Below are 17,289 nucleotides of genomic sequence, written 5' to 3' on the forward strand. Positions count from 1 at the left end.
TAGGCCCTGTTAACTCTACTTACTTTATTAATGACTAAATAATTTATACTTCTATGCTTCTTGTAGGAGTAGTCTGTCTATTGATAGTTCCACTCCTTCTTCACGAATGGCTGTGAAAGGTATGTTAATGTTCATTTCATTGAATAGTTTTTCTGCTTCTTCCATGAATACTCCCTTTTCTTCTATTACCTTTAGGGTGTTAAGTGCTTTTTCGTAGTTGTCTATACATTTAAACTCTCCACCCCATTCACCGCTACAGGTTATATTAACTCCACAGCTTGGGCTTCCGTCTATTCCAATTATGCCTATTACCTTATATCCATTATCTATATAATTCTTAACCTGAAGTGCTATAGACTCTAGTATGTTTCTTGCTTCTTTTCTATAGTGCATGTTGTCAAATTGTTCCTTAGTATGTCCCCATCTTTTTATTCCGTATATGTGCATCTCTGGACAAGGAAGTTGAATTATTCCAATGTCCATTTTATGTAGCTTCTCTATTATTCTAAACTTCATAGCTCCATAGCTACTAAGGCCTTCTACCTTAGCGTTACAGTTTAGTATACAGTGGCTTAGTAAAACAATTTTTCTTCCTCTTTTCACACAATCACCTTCTAATAGCTTATATATTAAATACTATAGAAGTTTACATATTTTTTCTATTAAATATGACAAATATCCTAATCGTTTTTCCTAATATGAGTTGGCATAATTATTACCCTATTCTATGTAAATAAAAAAGACCCTAACTTCTGCTATGTTAAGGCCTTAAAATGCTTAAATTATAATGTTATAACTTGGTCAATTCCTGCTGAGCTAAGTGATGCATATAGTACTGGGAAGCACCCAATTGCTGCACTATCAACAAGCTTATCATCAATCTTTCTTTCAATTGCACATTGGTCACATGCTAGTAGAATCATTCCTGTTTCTTCGCTTATCTTCTGAAGTCTATCTCCAACTTCATCTCCCTTAGTAAGCATGTATGTATTATCAAATACAAAGAACATTCCAGCAACCTCTGCTCCGTGGTTCCCCTTCTCTAATTGTGGAACTATCATGTCCCTAAGTATTCTTCTTGTGTTTGCTGAACTTATAACGTAAGCTACCTTCATTATTATATCCCCCTTAAATTATTAATCTAACTTAAACACCATTTCAGATGCTTCAAGTGCATCACTAAGGGAAAGCTTAAAGTATAGATCACTGTCTATATTCTTCCCCTCTAACCACTTATCAAAATGACTCTCCTTACAGAAGAAATTCATAATATTTCAGCAGCTATTACCATAGTTTTTAAACTTTTTCATATTAGCATGAAGTACATATATTTTGCTGTGTGATGGGTTTTTAACCTGACCATCCTCAACCTCAACTGATATACTCTCCCCACAACATGCACATTTTGAATTAATCTTAGTATTAGATTTAAATGTAAAAGTTGACCCAAGTGAATCTATAGCACACATAGCACTATATTCTCTTCCATCCTCTAGTGTAACTCTATGGGGAGTTTTCACTGATGACACTGGGTATATAAACTTAACTATATTATCCTCTACAAAGAACCCTTCTTTTCCTGACATAGACTTAATAGTTTCATTGATTTTAGAGTAATCTACTGATAATAATCTACATGTATCCTCTGTTAATAGGCCTAAATCAAATCCCACTCCCTTGTCTATTATGTAATTTATAATAAATAATCTTATACGTTTTTCTTCACCTGTTAATCTTGAATGGATACTATCTACGTAAACATCATCATATAGGTAGTCCCCAAGCATTTTATTGTTCTGCGGTATCATATTATCTTCTCCATATCTTCCTCATAATTAAGAGCCTTCTTCAGTACTGAAGTTAGATATACCTTATAGTTGTCATATTCCTTAGAATTTCTGTATGCCCTTCTAGGTCTATCAAGATTAATCTTAATGTCCTCAATAATTTCTCCATGGTTTGTAGACATAACAATAACCCTATCACTCATGTAAATAGCCTCATCTACATCATGTGTTACCATTAGCACTGTAGTTCTATCCTGAATCCAAATATCCTCAAGTTCCTCTTGAAGTATTTGTCTCATTTGAAAGTCTACTGCACCTAGCGGCTCGTCCATTAGAAGAACCTCAGGCTTACAAGCAAGTGATCTAATTACAGCAACTCTTTGCTTCATTCCACCTGAAATTTGGTGAGGATATAGTTCTTCCTTCCCCTCTAGATGTGACATTTTAAGTAGATTATTTAATCTTTCTATTCTCTCATTCTTTGGAACCCTTTGCTGTTTCATAGGGTAGAGAATATTATTCTTAACTGTCATCCAAGGAAATAGGGCATAGTTCTGAAATACAAATCCCCTATCAGGACCTGGCTTTGTTACTAACTTTCCACTTACCTTAATCTCCCCTGCAGTTGCTTTTTGGAACCCTGCAATTATAGTAAGTAATGTTGTTTTTCCGCATCCTGAGGGACCAAGTAGTGTTACAAACTCTCCCTCATTAATTGTTAGGTTAATATTTTCTAATATGTCACTTATCTTTTTTCCATTCTTAAATGACTTTGATACATTTTCTATAGAAACCTTCATTACTTTACATACCTCCATTTTGTAAGAGATGTGTTTACAAACTGTAGCAGTCTATCTATAAAGAATCCAACAAGAGCTGCTAATATCATAAGAGCCATCAGGGAATCCGTTTGCATTCTTCCCTGGGCTTCAACCATTGAGTAGCCAAGACCGGCACTAGTCGCAATGAACTCCGCTCAGATAACGCTCATCCATCCTGCACTTATTGCAAGTCTTGCTCCTGTTAATATATCTGGAATACTTGAGGGAATAACAACGTCCTTAAATACACTAATTGCTCCTCCTCCCATACTTCTAGCAGCATGATAGTAATCAGGTGATATGTTTCTAACCCCGTGTATCGTATTAAGAATAACAGGGAAAAGTCCTGAAAATGCTATTAGAAATATAGTAGGTCCATCTCCTATTCCAAGCCAAATAATTGTTAATGGAACCCAAGCCATAATAGGAACCTGCTTCACAGAGTCTACTAGTCCACCAACAAGCTTGTTAGCTGTTCTAGATAGACCCATTAAAAGACCTAGTGGAACTCCTATTATCATTGACCACATAAAACCTTTAATTACTCTAACTAGTGTAATAGTTACGTTTTCAATAATAACCGGGTCCTTAATATTCTCAAAGAATCTTCGGAATACATCCATTGGTTTTGGGCATAATAGGTCACTGTTAATAGTTGTAGCAGCTATTTGCCATATTCCTATAAGAATAGTAAACAAAACTACTTTATATATAAGATCCTTATAACTTTTCTTACCCTGAACTACGGAAGCTTTTGGATCGTAACATGCCACTTTCTCCATTTATCAACTCTCCTTTCACTTGATTTTCCTCTTTTAAGTAGATATGTATTAAGAAAATTGTCATTCTTAAGCTCATCTACTCCTTTGTTGTACATACTCTTAAATTCCTGAAACTCTTCACTTTCATAGAACTTTTTAGTAGATATCATAGTATAGGAGGGGTAATCCCCTTGTATGTGATTAGTCCCCTCCATAATGTTGTCTAGCCCTACAGCTACATATGCATCTACTAATATTGCATCAACCTCTCCCTTTTCTAAAACATAGGGAAGGGTTGTACTTTTTATAGGCTTAATATCTATGTCCTTACCAAACTTTTTCATTAGAAGTTCATATTTATCTACCCTATTTTGTGGAACACCTATTTTAGCAGGGTTTTTAGATCCTACTAAAATATCAGCATTCATCACAACATCGCCAACCTCTACAAATTCATTATTATCCTTTAAAAACTCCTTTGCTAAGGATGAACAAATAATAGCTATATCAGCAGCATCTGAACTCAGAGCCCACTTACTACTAGAACTTCAGCAGTCACCAAGTGATACTGTTTCTATATCAGATTTCTCAAGGGCTAAGCCCATGGTCTTTCCCATATGATTAATAACAATTGATGAACTATCATCTGAAGTAACTATTTTTATAGCCCTTTCTTTTCCTCCTAGAGGAATAAAAAATATTATTATTCCTACTATTAGAATAGCTCCAAGTATTAACTTTCTAATACTAAATTCCAAGTTCACTTATCTTCTTCTTCCAGTCTTCATACTTCATTCCCACTGGGAAGTTACTTTCTACGTCCTTCTTAATGAAGTCATTAAAGCTCTCTAACTTAAGACCCTTAATGTAGTCTTCCTTAAGTAGGTCTTCAACCTTAATATCCTTAAAGTCTGGATCTACTGCCTTGCTAGCTGCTAGGTCACGTTCAAATCCATCCTTATTAGCCTCCCAAGTAATAGTTCTTCCTTCTCCAACTGTTTTCTTATGTATTGTGTTTAATGCAACTTCCTCTGGCACTTTATAAGCTTCAGCAAATATCTTAGCTGACTCTGTTGGGTGAGTATACATATACTTAATAGCTTCAACATGGCTCTTAACTAGCTTTTCAGCAAGCTCTGGGTGCTTGTCCACAAAGTTCTTATTAAGAGTAAATGTACAACATACTGAGAACTCATCATTTGGTCCCTTGTACTCAGTAAATATCTTTCCTGCCTTTTCATGTTCAGCAAGTGATGCCCATGGGTCGCAAGTAGTAAATCCCTTGATTTGTCCTGTTTTAAGTGCAAGTATTGCATCTGTTGAACTGTTAAAATCAAGTGGTTGATAGTTCTTGCCTTCCTTTGGTAGTCCAAGCTTTCTAGCAATTTCTACCCATGCAGTATCTGTATCTGGCTCTGTACCAATTCCAAGCTTTTGTCCTAGTAATTGCTTAGCATCTGTAATATCCTCTGAAGTTACTAAGTAGTATGATCCTCCAATATGGTTGTTAGCTCCAACCATTAGTGGAACATTCTTCTTAGTTGCAAGGTATGCACCTGTAATTCCTATGTATCCAGCATCCATCTTCCCTGCTGCCATAGCCTCAGGAACCTTACCGTTTCCTGTAACCTTAACCTTAAGACCGTTCTTCTCATAGATTCCAGCCTTCTCAGCAATTGGTGCAGCTGTCATATGGTCACAATTGTAGTAACCAAGATTAATTGTGTAATCATCCTTAACAGCAGCTGTTTCTTGTGTTTTGCTGCTACATCCAACAGCTAGTGATGCGATAACTGAACACATAACTGCAGTAGCAATAAGTTTCTTAACTCCCTTATTCATAATACCCTCCTAAACTTTGATAATTTATAGAACAAACTGTTCTAAATAGTACTATCAGCATGCCTCCATACTACCTGAACCAAATAGGTCTATAACCTTATCCTTTTCTATTTTGTATATTCCAATACCAAGTTCTCCATTTTTAGAACCTGATATTACGAACTCATTTAACTTGTCCCCGTCCGTATCCTTAATATCTATGTTTTGGTTATCAAGTGGTGCCCTGTAATGGTCAAGCTTCTTAAATCCACCTTCACCTGATAATATAACAGTAAATGCAATCTCTTTCTTACCCTCATGTTCATGGGAAAATATTACTACAGTGTCATCTTTACCATCACTATTAATATCCCCATCACTATGCTTTATTATCTTTGCATCACTATGACTCTCTTTAAAAAAGTTAAGTCCCATACTCTCCTTATTAGGCTTCTCTAAGCTCTTAGGTGAGCATGAAGCAAGTGTTAGTGAAATAACTAACATACTTATTCCTAGAATTAATTTCATATATTTCATCATATCTACGCCCTCTTAATCTTATGTAAATATGGAATAATACTTTTATATATTGATATAACCCCTATTCCTATTATGAAAATGCTACATATACTCTTAAACCAGTAGGGGAAAGTAATCATAAACTTCCTAGCCATCTCAACAGTTCCTGTTGCACTTGAATAGTTCATAACAGGTGTAAAATCAGGAAGTAATATCATGTTAGCAACATAGCCTCCCATAATAGAACCTATTACAACAATTGAAAAGTATATAAGAACTGATCTTTTTCCAACTACCTTATATAATGTCATAAGCTCTGGAATATTAGTTGCTGCTCCTGCCATAAGAAAAGTTATTGCAACTCCAGGGGCTACCCCTGTAGCTATAAGCGCTGCTACAAAAGGTATATGCCCAACTGCACATACATACATAATCCCAGCAAGTATAGCTATACTTCCAAGTGAAATAAGGTTAGGGTCCATTAATATACTTTGAAGTCCAGTAGATTCTGATAAACATATTAATGTTCCAACAAGAATCATGCCTATAACAACATACTTAGATACCATCATTGATAAATCAAATATAGCCCAGTGAATACCTGACTTAATTCTACTAAGTATACTTTCCTTATCCTCTTCAAGCTCAAGTGTAGCTTCTAAGGCTACCTCATCAAATGCTGAAACCTCACTTCCTCCAAACCTGTTTGCAACAAGACCTACAATAATTGATATAACAAGTCCAGTAATAACATATATAATTGTTATTTCAGGTCCAAGTAACCCAATACTTAATAGTATTGCTATAGGATTAAGCACTGGATTTGCTGTTAAAAATGTAAGTGTCGGCCCAAGGTATGCACCTGAATAATACATACTTATAGCAATAGGAAATGTTCCACAGCTACAAATAGGAAGTACCATCCCTGATAAAATACTCTTAAATATTGAAGATAGCTTGTTATTTCCAAGCATTCTTTGGAACTTTTCAGGTGATACAAAGTTTCTCATAATACCTGCAAATAAAAAGCTAATAACTAGCCAATCAGCTGATCCAAGTAGCGCATTATAGGAGGTTGTTAAAACATCCATAATAAAGTCTGTCATACTATTTCCTCCTAACTTCCCATTCTAATAGCCTCTTCAAAGGCATCTTCTATACTCTTCTTTGATAGATTATCTATCTTCTTCTTTTCATTGATAATAACTACACTTTTCATTATTGGTCCATACTTTCTTATGTAGTCAAAATCCTTACCTACCACATATATTTTAGTATCTACTACTCCATGATACTGACTTGAAAGCCCTTCAACTAAGGGTCTATACATATCACATCATGCACATGCATTTATAAATTCAATACAAGGTTTTTTCATAATCAAATTCTCCTATACTTCATTAGTAAAATTAAACATTATATGAATATAATTTCAAATATATACATTACATATACAATAATATAGGATAATACTGCGTTTTTCTATTAAATTATGACAAATTATTTATAGTAATTTTCTATTATGTAAAACTTTGTTATTTATTCTCTCTATATCAAAGTCTGGAATAAATTTTACCTATACATAGGCTTACCATAATCAGTTTTAACTATTAGATTCTGGTAACATTTTCACTTATAATAAAGACAAGATATACGCCTAACAAAAATTTATTCGACATTTAACCTACAAAAACAGCTCCTTGGTAGTCTGGAAATACCAAGGAGCTGTTTTTATTTATTTTATGAAATTAATATTCTCAAGGGAGAATATATAAAGTAGTTTTTTACAGTTAATACTCTCTAAAACATCTTTCATGCCTGTATTATAGTACCTTGGGTCTACCACGTGGATACTTCTATAATGGTCTAGTAAAAAAGGTATTATACTATTAGCATAGGAGTCCTTAATAATAACTAAATCCTCACTTGCCTTCTGGTTACCTGTTATCTTCATATAAGGATAGTTATCATTTAAAAACACCTTATACTTATCCTTTTCTTTAAGTCTTTCCCTAAAGTATATATCATTATATACCTTTCCATCCCTAGTAACCCTATAGCTACTCTCAGAATTTCTAAGATGATATAAATTTATAGTATCAGGGGATAAGCTTATATCAATAACCTTAGAATATAAACTTCCATAGAAGCTATTTGATGCATCTTCTATCCTATAGTCAGCTATATTATGTGAAGGCCTATTAATAGAGTCCATATATGACCTATATACTCTATAACTTCCTCTACTAGTTAAATGATGATCTGTTCTATAATATAGGTAATTATCTCTTTCTCCTATTAAATCATTTCTAAGTTCTATATTATTAACCTTACCTGAAAGAGAGTTTTTTAAATAATCTAATGAATCATTCTCCTTTTCAGGATCTACATACTTTGGAAGTAGGTTATTATATACAAGAGCCGAGGATGGTATAAATAATGTACTTATTTTATAGCCTTCCTTCTTCATAGCTAAAATATTGTTTACCGCCTTATCCATAGTACTTTCTGATGGAGTATTAATCTTTTGAAGTAAATATCCATTATCTCCAAAATAAACACCATTTCCTTCTTTTTTAAGCATAGATTTATCTAGCATGGTTTTTCCTGCTACAAAACTATCTCTAAAAGGAAACTGGTCTGATATATATGTTTCAAAAGTTTTAGTGTATTTTCCTTTAAATAGCCCATAGGTACTAAACTCTGGCATAGTCTGTAATACCCTATTCTCACTTTCTGAGAAATCCCTATCATCAGTTAATAAAAGCAATAGAGAGAATGCTATTAAAGGAATAATAAATATAGCAATCATTGTAATCTTATATGTCTTTCCCATATATTCTCCCTCCTAAAACCTAAAATATAAAAATGGATTATAAGTATCATTAACTAAATAACATATACAAACTATAAACAATGCTAACTGAACTATTGGTATTATAATATTAACCTTAGAGTCTTTAATTTTCTGGGCTATAATCTTAACTAAAGGTGTTGCTAATATACATCCAATTAATATAACAACTCCATAGCTTGTTAAATAATATAGTCCTGCACTATCTATAAAGTTAGTATTTATAAACATTGCCCCTACATATTCCTTAATACCAGTTAAGGAATCGATTTCAAATATAACAAAGCCTATTAAAACTAGTAATAGGGCGTATATATGCTGAATAGAAGACGGAAGTCTAACTAATATATCCTTAATAATAAATTTCTCAACTATTAATATAACTCCAAAATACAGTCCCCAAAATACAAAGTTCCACGCAGCTCCATGCCAAAGCCCTGTTAGCATCCACACAGTTAAAAGATTAAATATATGACGGCTTACCTTAACCTTATTTCCTCCCATTGGAATGTACACATATTCCCTAAACCATGTTCCAAGGGATATATGCCACCTTCTCCAAAACTCAGTTATGCTTTTACTTATATATGGATAATTAAAGTTCTCAGGGAAATGGAATCCTATCATCTTACCAAGTCCTATTGCCATATCTGAATATCCACTAAAGTCAAAGTATATTTGAAGGGTAAATGCAATAATTCCAAGCCAAGCAGTTAACATACTCATGTTACTAAACTCTGATGCCTTAACAGTAGCCCATAAAAGCCCTATATTATTAGCTATTATAACCTTCTTAAATAGTCCACCTAAAAATCTATAAACACCCTCTGAAAAGTCATCTAGTGTTGTTTTTCTATTATCCATTTGATTTTCAACAGATGCATATCTAACAATTGGCCCTGCTATAAGCTGAGGGAACATTGAGATATATGCTCCGAATGAAATGATATTTCTTTGAACCTTAACCTTATCTAAATATACATCTATAACATATGAAAGTGTCTGGAATGTATAAAATGATATCCCTATAGGAAGGGGTAACCCCTGAAAATCAATGCTTGTACCTAAAAAGTTATTAACACTATCAACAATGAAACCTGAGTATTTAAAAACCCCAAGCATTCCAAAGTTAATAATTAATGAACCGATAAATATGGTTTTAACTAATTTTCTGCGGTGTCTATATTTATCTATTATGATCCCATTATAGAAATCAAAAACTGTTGAAAATATCATTAAAACAATATAAATAGGCTCACCCCAGCCATAAAATATAAGACTGAATATTAATAACACCCCATTTTTAACTCCCTTAGGTGCTAAGAAATAAACTCCTAAAAATATAGGAAGAAATATAAACAGGAATAAAAGACTGCTAAAAACCATATGTCACCTCTTAAACTTCTTATAAATTAAAATAGGATGCCCTATAACCTATAGGCATCCCTTATTCTACTGTAATAATATACTATTTTGTTGATTCATCAATTGTTTTTGATATTTTTTCAACATCTGGTGAAATTACCATAAACACATAATTACCATTTTGTTTTAATACATGTGCCTTTATTTGGTCATATACCTCTGGTAAATATCTTTCAAAAGCCTGCTCTTGGTTCTTAACTCTCTGCTCTACCTTACCAAGTAACTCCTTAGCAGCCTTCTCGTCCTTAGCCTTAAGAACTATAATCTCATCAGCCTTAACGTTTACAGGTGTATAGTATCCGAAGTATTCTTCAACATCACCTTTTTTAATGCCGTATAATTGCTCTAAAACCTCATCATCAACCTTCTTCAGGAAAGATACATCTGTAGTCTTAGTTACTGATTCATCAATACTCTTAAGTGAAACATCACTTCCTCCTGATGAACATGATACAAGTGTTAGCATACCTAGTGATGCTATTATTATAGAAGCAATTGCCTTTTTTAGCTTATTCATGATAACCTCCCAAAATATATTTTTTAAATTATATCATATATCCTTGTTATTATAATTACAAAATGGTTATAATGTTATTTATATATTTAAATACATTCTAACTATGGAGGACTAGTTTATGGCTATAAAAATAGTAACCGACAGTACAGCCTATATACCTAAGGCTCTACTAGAAGAATACGACATTAAAGTTATTTCTCTTAATGTTACGATGAATGATAAGTCATACAGAGAACTTGATTTATCAAATGATACATTCTATACAGAAATGGCTAACCTTAATAATATTCCAACATCTTCACAACCTTCTCCAATGGAGATATATAAAGTATTTGAAGATATTGTTAAGTCTTCAGATACTGTTGTTGGGATTTTTCTATCCTCAAAAATGAGTGGTACATACTCAAGTACTAACCTTGCTGCATCAATGGTTCGTGATAACTACCCTAATGCAGATATTCACCTAATAGACTCCCTTACCAACTGTATGCAAATGGGATTTATGGTTATTGAAGCTGCTAAAGCTGCTTTAGAAGGTAAGACCTTAGAGGAGGTTATTAATACTGCTAAGGCTGTTCAGGCTAATAGTAGATTCTTATTTACTCCACATACACTTGAATATCTTCATAAGGGTGGTAGAATAGGCGGTGCATCTGCACTTTTTGGAAAAATACTCCAGATTAAGCCTATACTAACAGTAGAGAATGGTGAAACTACCCTTTTCACTAAGGTAAGAACTAAGAAAAAAGCTATAGACACTATTTTATCTAAGCTTTTAGAGGATATAGAAGGCAAAGCACTTGGTGGAATTATAGTTCACCATATTAACTCACCTGAGGAAGGTGAGAACCTTGCCTCTATTATAGAATCTAAAACAGGTATTAAGCCCTACATTGGTTCTATTGGGCCTGTAATAGGTCTTCATGTAGGACCTCAAAGCATTGGAATAGCATACTTTACAAAATAAAAAATCAGGCTATTTCTAAAATTACTTAGAAATAGCCTGTTCTTATGTTTATGATAGGTTATTTGGTGATGCCTCATGTATTTGGCGAATATCATCTAAAACCCAATTTCCTCTTTCTTTAATGAATCTCCAGTATTCACTATAGGAATTAGGGTATCTTTGGTCACCATCTATTACCTGATTTGTTTTTTCGTTTATTGTATAGTCAATTGATGATGCCTCAACAAGTATCCATACCACATCATCATTATCTCCCGGTCTATCTACTACTGACACAGGAGTTAGATTAAGTAGCTTATAGTCTTTAAGAATATTAACTTCACCTCTAACACTCATCCATTGAAGCTTCGAGTTAACTTCCTCAAAATACCTTTCACTAAGATATTCCCTTGAGAAATTTAAGTCTCTATTCATCCACCCAGTTGCATATCCATAGAATACGTCACTGGCCCTATTTTTAAGGTCATCATGTCTCCATGAAGAACCTTCATTTGAGGCAATTCCAATAACATTTGAAGGATTATTAAACCCATTGTCTTCTCTTTTAAAATTATTTATATTAGGATTTCCTCCTCCTTGGCTGTAATTATTGCCTCCTCCTGAGTTTCTTTTTCCGCCTCTAAAAACCCCTCTACTAGCAAGGTATAATCCTCCACCTACTAGTGCAACTCCCCCAAGTGAAAACATTGCTATACCAGACATTATTCTTCCAAATGGAGAACCAAAGAAGAATCCTCCTCTTCTATAGCTATTTGAGTATGATGATGAATGGCTTTTAGGAGCTACGAATCCTCCCTTGCTTCCTCCACTAAATCCACCCTTACCTCCACCTGGTCTTGCAAAAACCGTAAGTGGGGTTATCATAAGTAAAATAACCACTATAGCTATAATAGATCTTTTTTTCTTTAAAAACTTCATAATATCAACACCTTAACTTTTAATTATTAATTATTATATCACTATTAGTATTTATAAATTCTAAAAATAAGTATAAAAAGGTCTTTTTCAAAACAATTTAATTTTGTAATAACTTTTCGTATACTCTAGTACAGGTAGTATATGATGGATTCCTTGATATATGGTGGTATGGTGCCCTAGCTGTAATAACTTTAAAGGGACTATCTCTTATAAGACAGTCCCTTTGTGTTTATATTTTAAATTGCTCTACTAAAGAAGATATGTTTTGGGCCATTTCTGCCTGTTCTTGGCTACTCATAGCAACCTGTTCAACAGCCATAGTTGTCTCATTAACACCTTCTCCAACGCCTTCCATAGCCTCAGCTGCAGCCTGTGCACTTTGGGCTATTCCCTGTATACCTTCACATATTTGCTCAACTGCATCTGTAATATCTTTAGTCATATCTGCTATATCTCTAGACATTTCGTTTACAAAAACTCCATCTCTTTCGTAGTTCTCACCAGTTTCAACAAACTTATCAAGTAAAGGTTCTATTTCCTTACTAACAAATCCTAAAAGCTCATTACTACTTGAAGATAGACTTTCAAATGCACCTTGAACCTTGTCTATTGTAGTCTTAACAAGGTCAACCTCACTTGAAGATTGTTCTGCAAGCTTTCTAACCTCGTCTGCAACTACAGCAAATCCACGGCCTGATTCCCCAGCCCTTGCAGCCTCTATTGCTGCATTTAGAGCTAGTAGGTTTGTTTGCTGGGAAATAGATGCTATTGTATCTGCCATTGACTTAATTTCATTAACTACCTTACCACTTTCAATGCCTTGAATCACCTTTTCCTCAACGCTTTTATATACTGTTGAAGTAGTTTTAGCAGCTAGCCTACTTTCCTCTTCAATCTTAGCAGCTCTTTCCATTATATCCTTAGCATTGCTACTTCCAGTTTCAGCCTTATTTGATAATGCTTCAACATTAGCTGTAACCTGCTCTATAAATGCTGTTAACTGCTGTGTAGCAGCTGCTGATTGCTGGGCACCGCTTTTTACTTCTCCTGTTGCCATGTTAATAGTTTCAAGTTGTGATGAAACCTCCTCAACAGTAGCAGCAAGTTCCTCACTTAAGGCACTCATTCCCTGTGATGTTCCTGATAAATTAGAAATTAGGTTCTTTGTATTACTTTGAGCCTTATTAAGCCCAGCTGCAACAATTCCTATTTCGTCATTTACCCTAATATCAACATCCTCTGATAAATCATAATTTGCCATTTTGTCAGCGAACTCACCAATTCCCCTAAGTGAACGGTTAATCCCCTTAATAATTAAATATGCAAATAATATTGCTATTACTGTAGCACCTAATGTTATAAAGAATATCATATCTCTATTAAATAGGAACTCCTTATTTAATAGCTTAATATCATTTGCTGCTACCTCATCATTGTACTTTATTATTTCTTCTATATCCTTAGATAAAGGCTTTTTAGTATCTGCAACTACTCCAAACTGTGTAGTTGCTCCCTTAATATTCTTACTTTCCATAAGTGCTATAAATTTATTAGTCTCTTCATAATAATTCTTTAAATCCGCCTCGATAGAATCAATAAGCTTTTTGTCCTTTGCATCAAGGTCTACTGAATTATATACCTTAACAGCCTCAGCATTAACTACTGAAAGCTCTTGAATCTCTTTTTTAAATTGTTGAAGCCTTGTCTCATCATAGTAATTTAGAATAATAATTTGATCCTGGAACACCTTCTCAACGTTCTTATCTATTTTAGCTAGAGAAGTTATTCCTTTAATATTACTATAATAAAGACCCTCAGCCATTTTGTTAATTTTGCTATTGCTAACTATTCCAGCAGCGCCAATAGCAATAACTACTACAAAACAAGTTATATAACTTAAAATTAGTTTTGTAGATATTTTAAAATTTTTCACCCTACTCACTCCTTGTTTAATTGCCTGTAACCCATAACTACCTATTATAAAACTGTTGAAGTGAAGCCTACTTATAGTGTACCTATAATAATTCTTTGCGCATAATCCATGGCACTATCTATATTGCTAGCATTTTTTCCTGCACCCTGTGCAAGGAACTGACTTCCTCCACCTTTTCCATCAATAAGGGTTATAGCGTCTCTTAGAATGTCACTCATATTAACCTTTTTGATTCCCTTTGATGAAGTGAATATCATATTAACCTTATCTTCGTTTATTGATGCAAATAATACAACTCTTTTGCCTTCCTCTGTAAGCTTAGCTGATAGTCTTGCAAGGTATTTTGTATCCTCACCCTTAAATGTCTTAGATATAACCTCAACATCTGAAACCTTAGTGCTACTATCAATAAGCTCCTTAATTTCATATTCTGAAAGCATTGTTTTAAGTTTTTTTATATCCTCTGACTGGGTTTTTGAGCTGTTCATTATATTAGTAACTGTTTTAAGCAGATCATTTTCACCTGTGTTTAATGCGCGACAAATATCTCTTAAAATGGCTTCCCTTTTAAAAGTATCATTTATAGCTCTGTTTCCTGCTAAGTACTCAATCCTAGTATTTCCCTTATTTTTTTCCCATCTTTTTATCTTAATAAGCTGAACCTCTAATGTATTTGATGGATGTATTCCGCAACAAGCGTTAACGTCAAGGTCTTCAATCTTAACAACTCTAATTTCTTCATTAGTCTTTGGTAAATCTCTTCTTAGCTTTAATTTCTTAAGTTCACCCTTAGTTGGAGTTAAAACTTCAACTTTAAGGCTTCTCTTAATCATTTCATTAGCAAGAGCCTCAGCTTCTCTTATCTTATCCTCTTCTAAAAATCCAAAAATATCAACTGTACTTATCTCTGCTCCTAAATGGAACCCTACCGTATTAGCATTAAAATAATCATAAAAACACCCTGATAAGATGTGCTGTGCAAGATGTTGCTGTGCTCCGTCGATTCTTCTATCCCAATCTATACTGCACTTAACATTCTCCTTTTTCTTCGGCTCATCCTTAGAAACATGGTATATTACTAAGTTTTCTTCGTAAACATCAATAATCTCTACGTTTTCTATTTTTCCAAGGTCACATGGTTGACCTCCTCCACCTGGGAAAAATGCTGTAGCATCTAGCACCATATGATAGTTTTCGTCTTTTTTCTCTAAATGTATAATATTAGCCTTAAATTCTTTTAGGTTCTGGTCACTGTAGAATAATTTTTGTGTTTTTTCCATATATATTAATTCCTCCGACTCTTTTAATTTAATAATTTATTATATTATATCAGATTCATACTAACTAAATATTTTACATTTATATTTTTTTACAGCTTAGCCTTGTTTTATTCATTTACATAGGGTTAATTAATCTATTTTACATAGCGTTATACTTACTAGATTATTTCGACATTTTCCTGTATTATGGTATTAAAACTAGTGGAAGGGGATTTATATGAAGAATATATTATTAACAGGTCATACTGGGGTTGGCAAAACAACACTATTATATAAGATAATCGAAAGACTTAACCTTTCTATAGGAGGATTTAAAGTTGATAGGTATATTAATCAAATAGGTTCAACAGAAACCAAAACATTTATACTATCATCACTTTTTAATGGAATAGATAATTTTATAATAGCAAAACTAAGAAGTACTGATTCCTCATTTGACATGAACATATTTCCTGAAGAATTTGAGAAGGCTTCAATTGCTGTAATGAATAGAAGCATTATGGAGAGAGATGTTATTGTTTTAGATGAAATAGGTGTTATGGAGTCTAACTCCCCCCTATTTAAACAGTCTATTATAGACTCATTTGAAAGCCCTAAGCTAGTTATAGGAATACTCAAAGATCGTGATGCCCCATTTCTTAACTCTATAAGAAATAGGGATGACGTAGATATTATTAATGTTACATGTGAGAATCGTAGTTCATTACTTCAAACTATTTTAGATATGCTACAAAATCACTTTAAAGGTGATAATGTAATTAGAAATAATTATTTCTCAAATGATCATAATAGAATTTACTGGTATGATAAGGCTCTAAGCCACAAAAACTGCGAATATCCAAAGATATTTTTAGATGAGATTTCTAAATATGTAGATATTAAAGGAAAATCTGTACTCGATATAGGCAGTGGTACAGGTGCATTTGCCCTTCCCCTATCTAAATCTGCTGAAAAAGTCACAGCATTAGATTTCTCTATTAATATGAGAGAGTTTCTTCAACTTAAATGCATTGAAGAAGAAGCCACTAATATCGAGCTTATAACCTCACCATTTGAGACTATTTTACTTAGCAAGCATAATATTATTATTAATGCCTTTGCTTCATCAGTTACTAAGTCCTATTCCTCTATGGAAAAAATAATAAACCTAGCAACCGACTATGTATTTATTATATCCCACCATGAGAAGGACAAGTATAAATTCGGAGCAAACATATTAGAAAAAAAGCTAGGTAGAAGCCTTCTTACACAAAGAAGTGAACCTGAGGATGATATACATACAATGCTCAGCTCATTTAATGTAGATTATGAATACAAGGAAATAAACTTTAGCTTCCCACAATACTTTGAGGATATGAATGATGCTATTAACTTCTTCAAAAAATACTTTAACCTAAAAGACCTAGAAGTTCCTACAGTAACCACCTTCCTTAACGAAACCCTTATAAAAATAGACAATGGCTTCATCTACCCAGAAAACAGATGCAGCCGCTTCATAGTAATTAAGAAATAATTAAATTGGCTTAAATGAAACCTTTTTTTCATATCATCAATAAACTAATAACTAGAAGTTATTAGTATCGTGGCTTTTTCAAAGACACCAACCCTGGCCTTTATCAGACAGAGTTAGTATCATGGTGAAATAAGTTAGCCCTGTACAACATTCATATAAGAAAATACTTAAAT

General features: G+C 33.4%; 20 protein-coding genes. 2 read left to right on the top strand and 18 right to left on the bottom strand.

Going from position 1 to position 17,289, the window contains the following annotated elements; translation table 11 throughout:
• Window positions 1-51: 51 nt before the first annotated feature.
• From RR539_RS08555 to RR539_RS08625, 15 genes are all read right to left on the bottom strand, one after another.
• Complete coding sequence (locus tag RR539_RS08555) at window positions 52-603, bottom strand: CD3072 family TudS-related putative desulfidase (RefSeq protein WP_332474150.1); 552 nt, start codon at window positions 601-603, stop codon at window positions 52-54.
• A gap of 179 nt (window positions 604-782) precedes the next feature.
• Window positions 783-1,115: a DsrE-related protein SaoD gene (gene saoD, locus RR539_RS08560; protein ID WP_332474151.1), complete on the bottom strand. Its 333-nt coding sequence runs from the start codon at window positions 1,113-1,115 to the stop codon at window positions 783-785.
• A gap of 21 nt (window positions 1,116-1,136) precedes the next feature.
• Window positions 1,137-1,268, bottom strand: coding sequence for a hypothetical protein (locus tag RR539_RS08565; RefSeq protein WP_332474152.1), 132 nt, complete (start codon window positions 1,266-1,268; stop codon window positions 1,137-1,139).
• A 6-nt stretch (window positions 1,269-1,274) separates the two neighbouring features.
• On the bottom strand, window positions 1,275-1,808 hold the full coding sequence (gene saoL / locus RR539_RS08570) for a MerB-like organometallic lyase SaoL (protein ID WP_332474153.1): 534 nt from the start codon (window positions 1,806-1,808) through the stop codon (window positions 1,275-1,277).
• Window positions 1,805-2,587, bottom strand: a complete 783-nt coding sequence (gene saoA, locus RR539_RS08575) for an ABC transporter ATP-binding protein SaoA (protein ID WP_332474154.1) — start codon at window positions 2,585-2,587, stop codon at window positions 1,805-1,807. The genes saoL and saoA overlap by 4 nt, the downstream gene beginning before the upstream one ends.
• The gene (gene saoP, locus RR539_RS08580; protein WP_332474155.1) at window positions 2,587-3,390 is read right to left on the bottom strand and encodes an ABC transporter permease subunit SaoP; all 804 of its coding nucleotides are present in this window, start codon (window positions 3,388-3,390) and stop codon (window positions 2,587-2,589) included. The genes saoA and saoP overlap by 1 nt, the downstream gene beginning before the upstream one ends.
• Entirely contained in the window at window positions 3,351-3,896 is a 546-nt protein-coding gene (gene saoB, locus RR539_RS08585) for an ABC transporter substrate-binding (seleno)protein SaoB (RefSeq protein ID WP_332474169.1), read from the bottom strand. Before saoB ends, saoP begins: the two co-directional genes overlap by 40 nt.
• 21 nt (window positions 3,897-3,917) lie before the next feature.
• Window positions 3,918-4,127, bottom strand: coding sequence for a hypothetical protein (locus RR539_RS08590; protein WP_332500340.1), 210 nt, complete (start codon window positions 4,125-4,127; stop codon window positions 3,918-3,920).
• Window positions 4,117-5,211 (bottom strand): ABC transporter substrate-binding subunit SaoX, encoded by a 1,095-nt coding sequence (gene saoX / locus RR539_RS08595; protein WP_332474157.1) that lies wholly within the window; start codon window positions 5,209-5,211, stop codon window positions 4,117-4,119. The genes RR539_RS08590 and saoX overlap by 11 nt, the downstream gene beginning before the upstream one ends.
• Window positions 5,212-5,265: 54 nt before the next feature.
• Window positions 5,266-5,730, bottom strand: a complete 465-nt coding sequence (gene saoC / locus RR539_RS08600) for a Cys-Cys-COOH (seleno)protein SaoC (RefSeq protein WP_332483681.1) — start codon at window positions 5,728-5,730, stop codon at window positions 5,266-5,268.
• A 2-nt stretch (window positions 5,731-5,732) separates the two neighbouring features.
• The gene (gene saoE, locus RR539_RS08605; protein ID WP_332474159.1) at window positions 5,733-6,815 is read right to left on the bottom strand and encodes an efflux transporter SaoE; all 1,083 of its coding nucleotides are present in this window, start codon (window positions 6,813-6,815) and stop codon (window positions 5,733-5,735) included.
• An 11-nt stretch (window positions 6,816-6,826) separates the two neighbouring features.
• The gene (gene saoT / locus RR539_RS08610; protein WP_332474160.1) at window positions 6,827-7,087 is read right to left on the bottom strand and encodes a thioredoxin-like (seleno)protein SaoT; all 261 of its coding nucleotides are present in this window, start codon (window positions 7,085-7,087) and stop codon (window positions 6,827-6,829) included.
• A 357-nt stretch (window positions 7,088-7,444) separates the two neighbouring features.
• Window positions 7,445-8,545: a DHHW family protein gene (locus tag RR539_RS08615; RefSeq protein WP_332474161.1), complete on the bottom strand. Its 1,101-nt coding sequence runs from the start codon at window positions 8,543-8,545 to the stop codon at window positions 7,445-7,447.
• Window positions 8,546-8,557: 12 nt separating this feature from the next.
• Complete coding sequence (locus RR539_RS08620) at window positions 8,558-9,949, bottom strand: MBOAT family O-acyltransferase (protein WP_332474162.1); 1,392 nt, start codon at window positions 9,947-9,949, stop codon at window positions 8,558-8,560.
• Window positions 9,950-10,031: 82 nt separating this feature from the next.
• Window positions 10,032-10,505, bottom strand: a complete 474-nt coding sequence (locus RR539_RS08625) for a DUF4358 domain-containing protein (protein ID WP_332474163.1) — start codon at window positions 10,503-10,505, stop codon at window positions 10,032-10,034.
• A 118-nt stretch (window positions 10,506-10,623) separates the two neighbouring features.
• Between RR539_RS08625 and RR539_RS08630 the strand changes: the two genes are divergently transcribed.
• On the top strand, window positions 10,624-11,472 hold the full coding sequence (locus RR539_RS08630; RefSeq protein ID WP_332474164.1) for a DegV family protein: 849 nt from the start codon (window positions 10,624-10,626) through the stop codon (window positions 11,470-11,472).
• A gap of 48 nt (window positions 11,473-11,520) precedes the next feature.
• Here RR539_RS08630 and RR539_RS08635 read toward each other — a convergent pair whose 3' ends face one another.
• From RR539_RS08635 to RR539_RS08645, 3 genes are all read right to left on the bottom strand, one after another.
• A complete protein-coding gene (locus RR539_RS08635; RefSeq protein WP_332474165.1) occupies window positions 11,521-12,390 on the bottom strand; it encodes a Tim44 domain-containing protein in 870 nt (289 codons plus the stop codon).
• 229 nt (window positions 12,391-12,619) lie between these two features.
• Window positions 12,620-14,323: a methyl-accepting chemotaxis protein gene (locus RR539_RS08640; RefSeq protein ID WP_332483683.1), complete on the bottom strand. Its 1,704-nt coding sequence runs from the start codon at window positions 14,321-14,323 to the stop codon at window positions 12,620-12,622.
• Between the two features lie 71 nt (window positions 14,324-14,394).
• Window positions 14,395-15,603: an alanyl-tRNA editing protein gene (locus RR539_RS08645; RefSeq protein ID WP_332483684.1), complete on the bottom strand. Its 1,209-nt coding sequence runs from the start codon at window positions 15,601-15,603 to the stop codon at window positions 14,395-14,397.
• Window positions 15,604-15,820: 217 nt separating this feature from the next.
• Between RR539_RS08645 and RR539_RS08650 the strand changes: the two genes are divergently transcribed.
• Entirely contained in the window at window positions 15,821-17,116 is a 1,296-nt protein-coding gene (locus RR539_RS08650) for a nucleoside-triphosphatase (protein ID WP_332500342.1), read from the top strand.
• Window positions 17,117-17,289 lie beyond the last annotated feature (173 nt).

Source organism: Clostridium sp. (assembly GCF_036639235.1).
Classification (GTDB): Bacteria; Bacillota; Clostridia; order Clostridiales; family Caloramatoraceae; genus Clostridium_AB.

Bases quoted from the DNA above. Each gene is read 5' to 3' on its own strand.
- saoX (WP_332474157.1), bottom strand. From the start codon at position 5,211: ATGAATAAGGGAGTTAAGAAACTTATTGCTACTGCAGTTATGTGTTCA.
- RR539_RS08625 (WP_332474163.1), bottom strand. From the start codon at position 10,505: ATGAATAAGCTAAAAAAGGCAATTGCTTCTATAATAATAGCATCACTA.
- RR539_RS08615 (WP_332474161.1), bottom strand. From the start codon at position 8,545: ATGGGAAAGACATATAAGATTACAATGATTGCTATATTTATTATTCCT.
- saoE (WP_332474159.1), bottom strand. From the start codon at position 6,815: ATGACAGACTTTATTATGGATGTTTTAACAACCTCCTATAATGCGCTA.
- RR539_RS08620 (WP_332474162.1), bottom strand. From the start codon at position 9,949: ATGGTTTTTAGCAGTCTTTTATTCCTGTTTATATTTCTTCCTATATTT.
- RR539_RS08565 (WP_332474152.1), bottom strand. From the start codon at position 1,268: ATGAATTTCTTCTGTAAGGAGAGTCATTTTGATAAGTGGTTAGAGGGG.
- saoD (WP_332474151.1), bottom strand. From the start codon at position 1,115: ATGAAGGTAGCTTACGTTATAAGTTCAGCAAACACAAGAAGAATACTT.
- RR539_RS08635 (WP_332474165.1), bottom strand. From the start codon at position 12,390: ATGAAGTTTTTAAAGAAAAAAAGATCTATTATAGCTATAGTGGTTATT.
- saoL (WP_332474153.1), bottom strand. From the start codon at position 1,808: ATGATACCGCAGAACAATAAAATGCTTGGGGACTACCTATATGATGAT.
- RR539_RS08650 (WP_332500342.1), top strand. From the start codon at position 15,821: ATGAAGAATATATTATTAACAGGTCATACTGGGGTTGGCAAAACAACA.
- RR539_RS08645 (WP_332483684.1), bottom strand. From the start codon at position 15,603: ATGGAAAAAACACAAAAATTATTCTACAGTGACCAGAACCTAAAAGAA.
- saoC (WP_332483681.1), bottom strand. From the start codon at position 5,730: ATGATGAAATATATGAAATTAATTCTAGGAATAAGTATGTTAGTTATT.
- saoA (WP_332474154.1), bottom strand. From the start codon at position 2,587: ATGAAGGTTTCTATAGAAAATGTATCAAAGTCATTTAAGAATGGAAAA.
- RR539_RS08630 (WP_332474164.1), top strand. From the start codon at position 10,624: ATGGCTATAAAAATAGTAACCGACAGTACAGCCTATATACCTAAGGCT.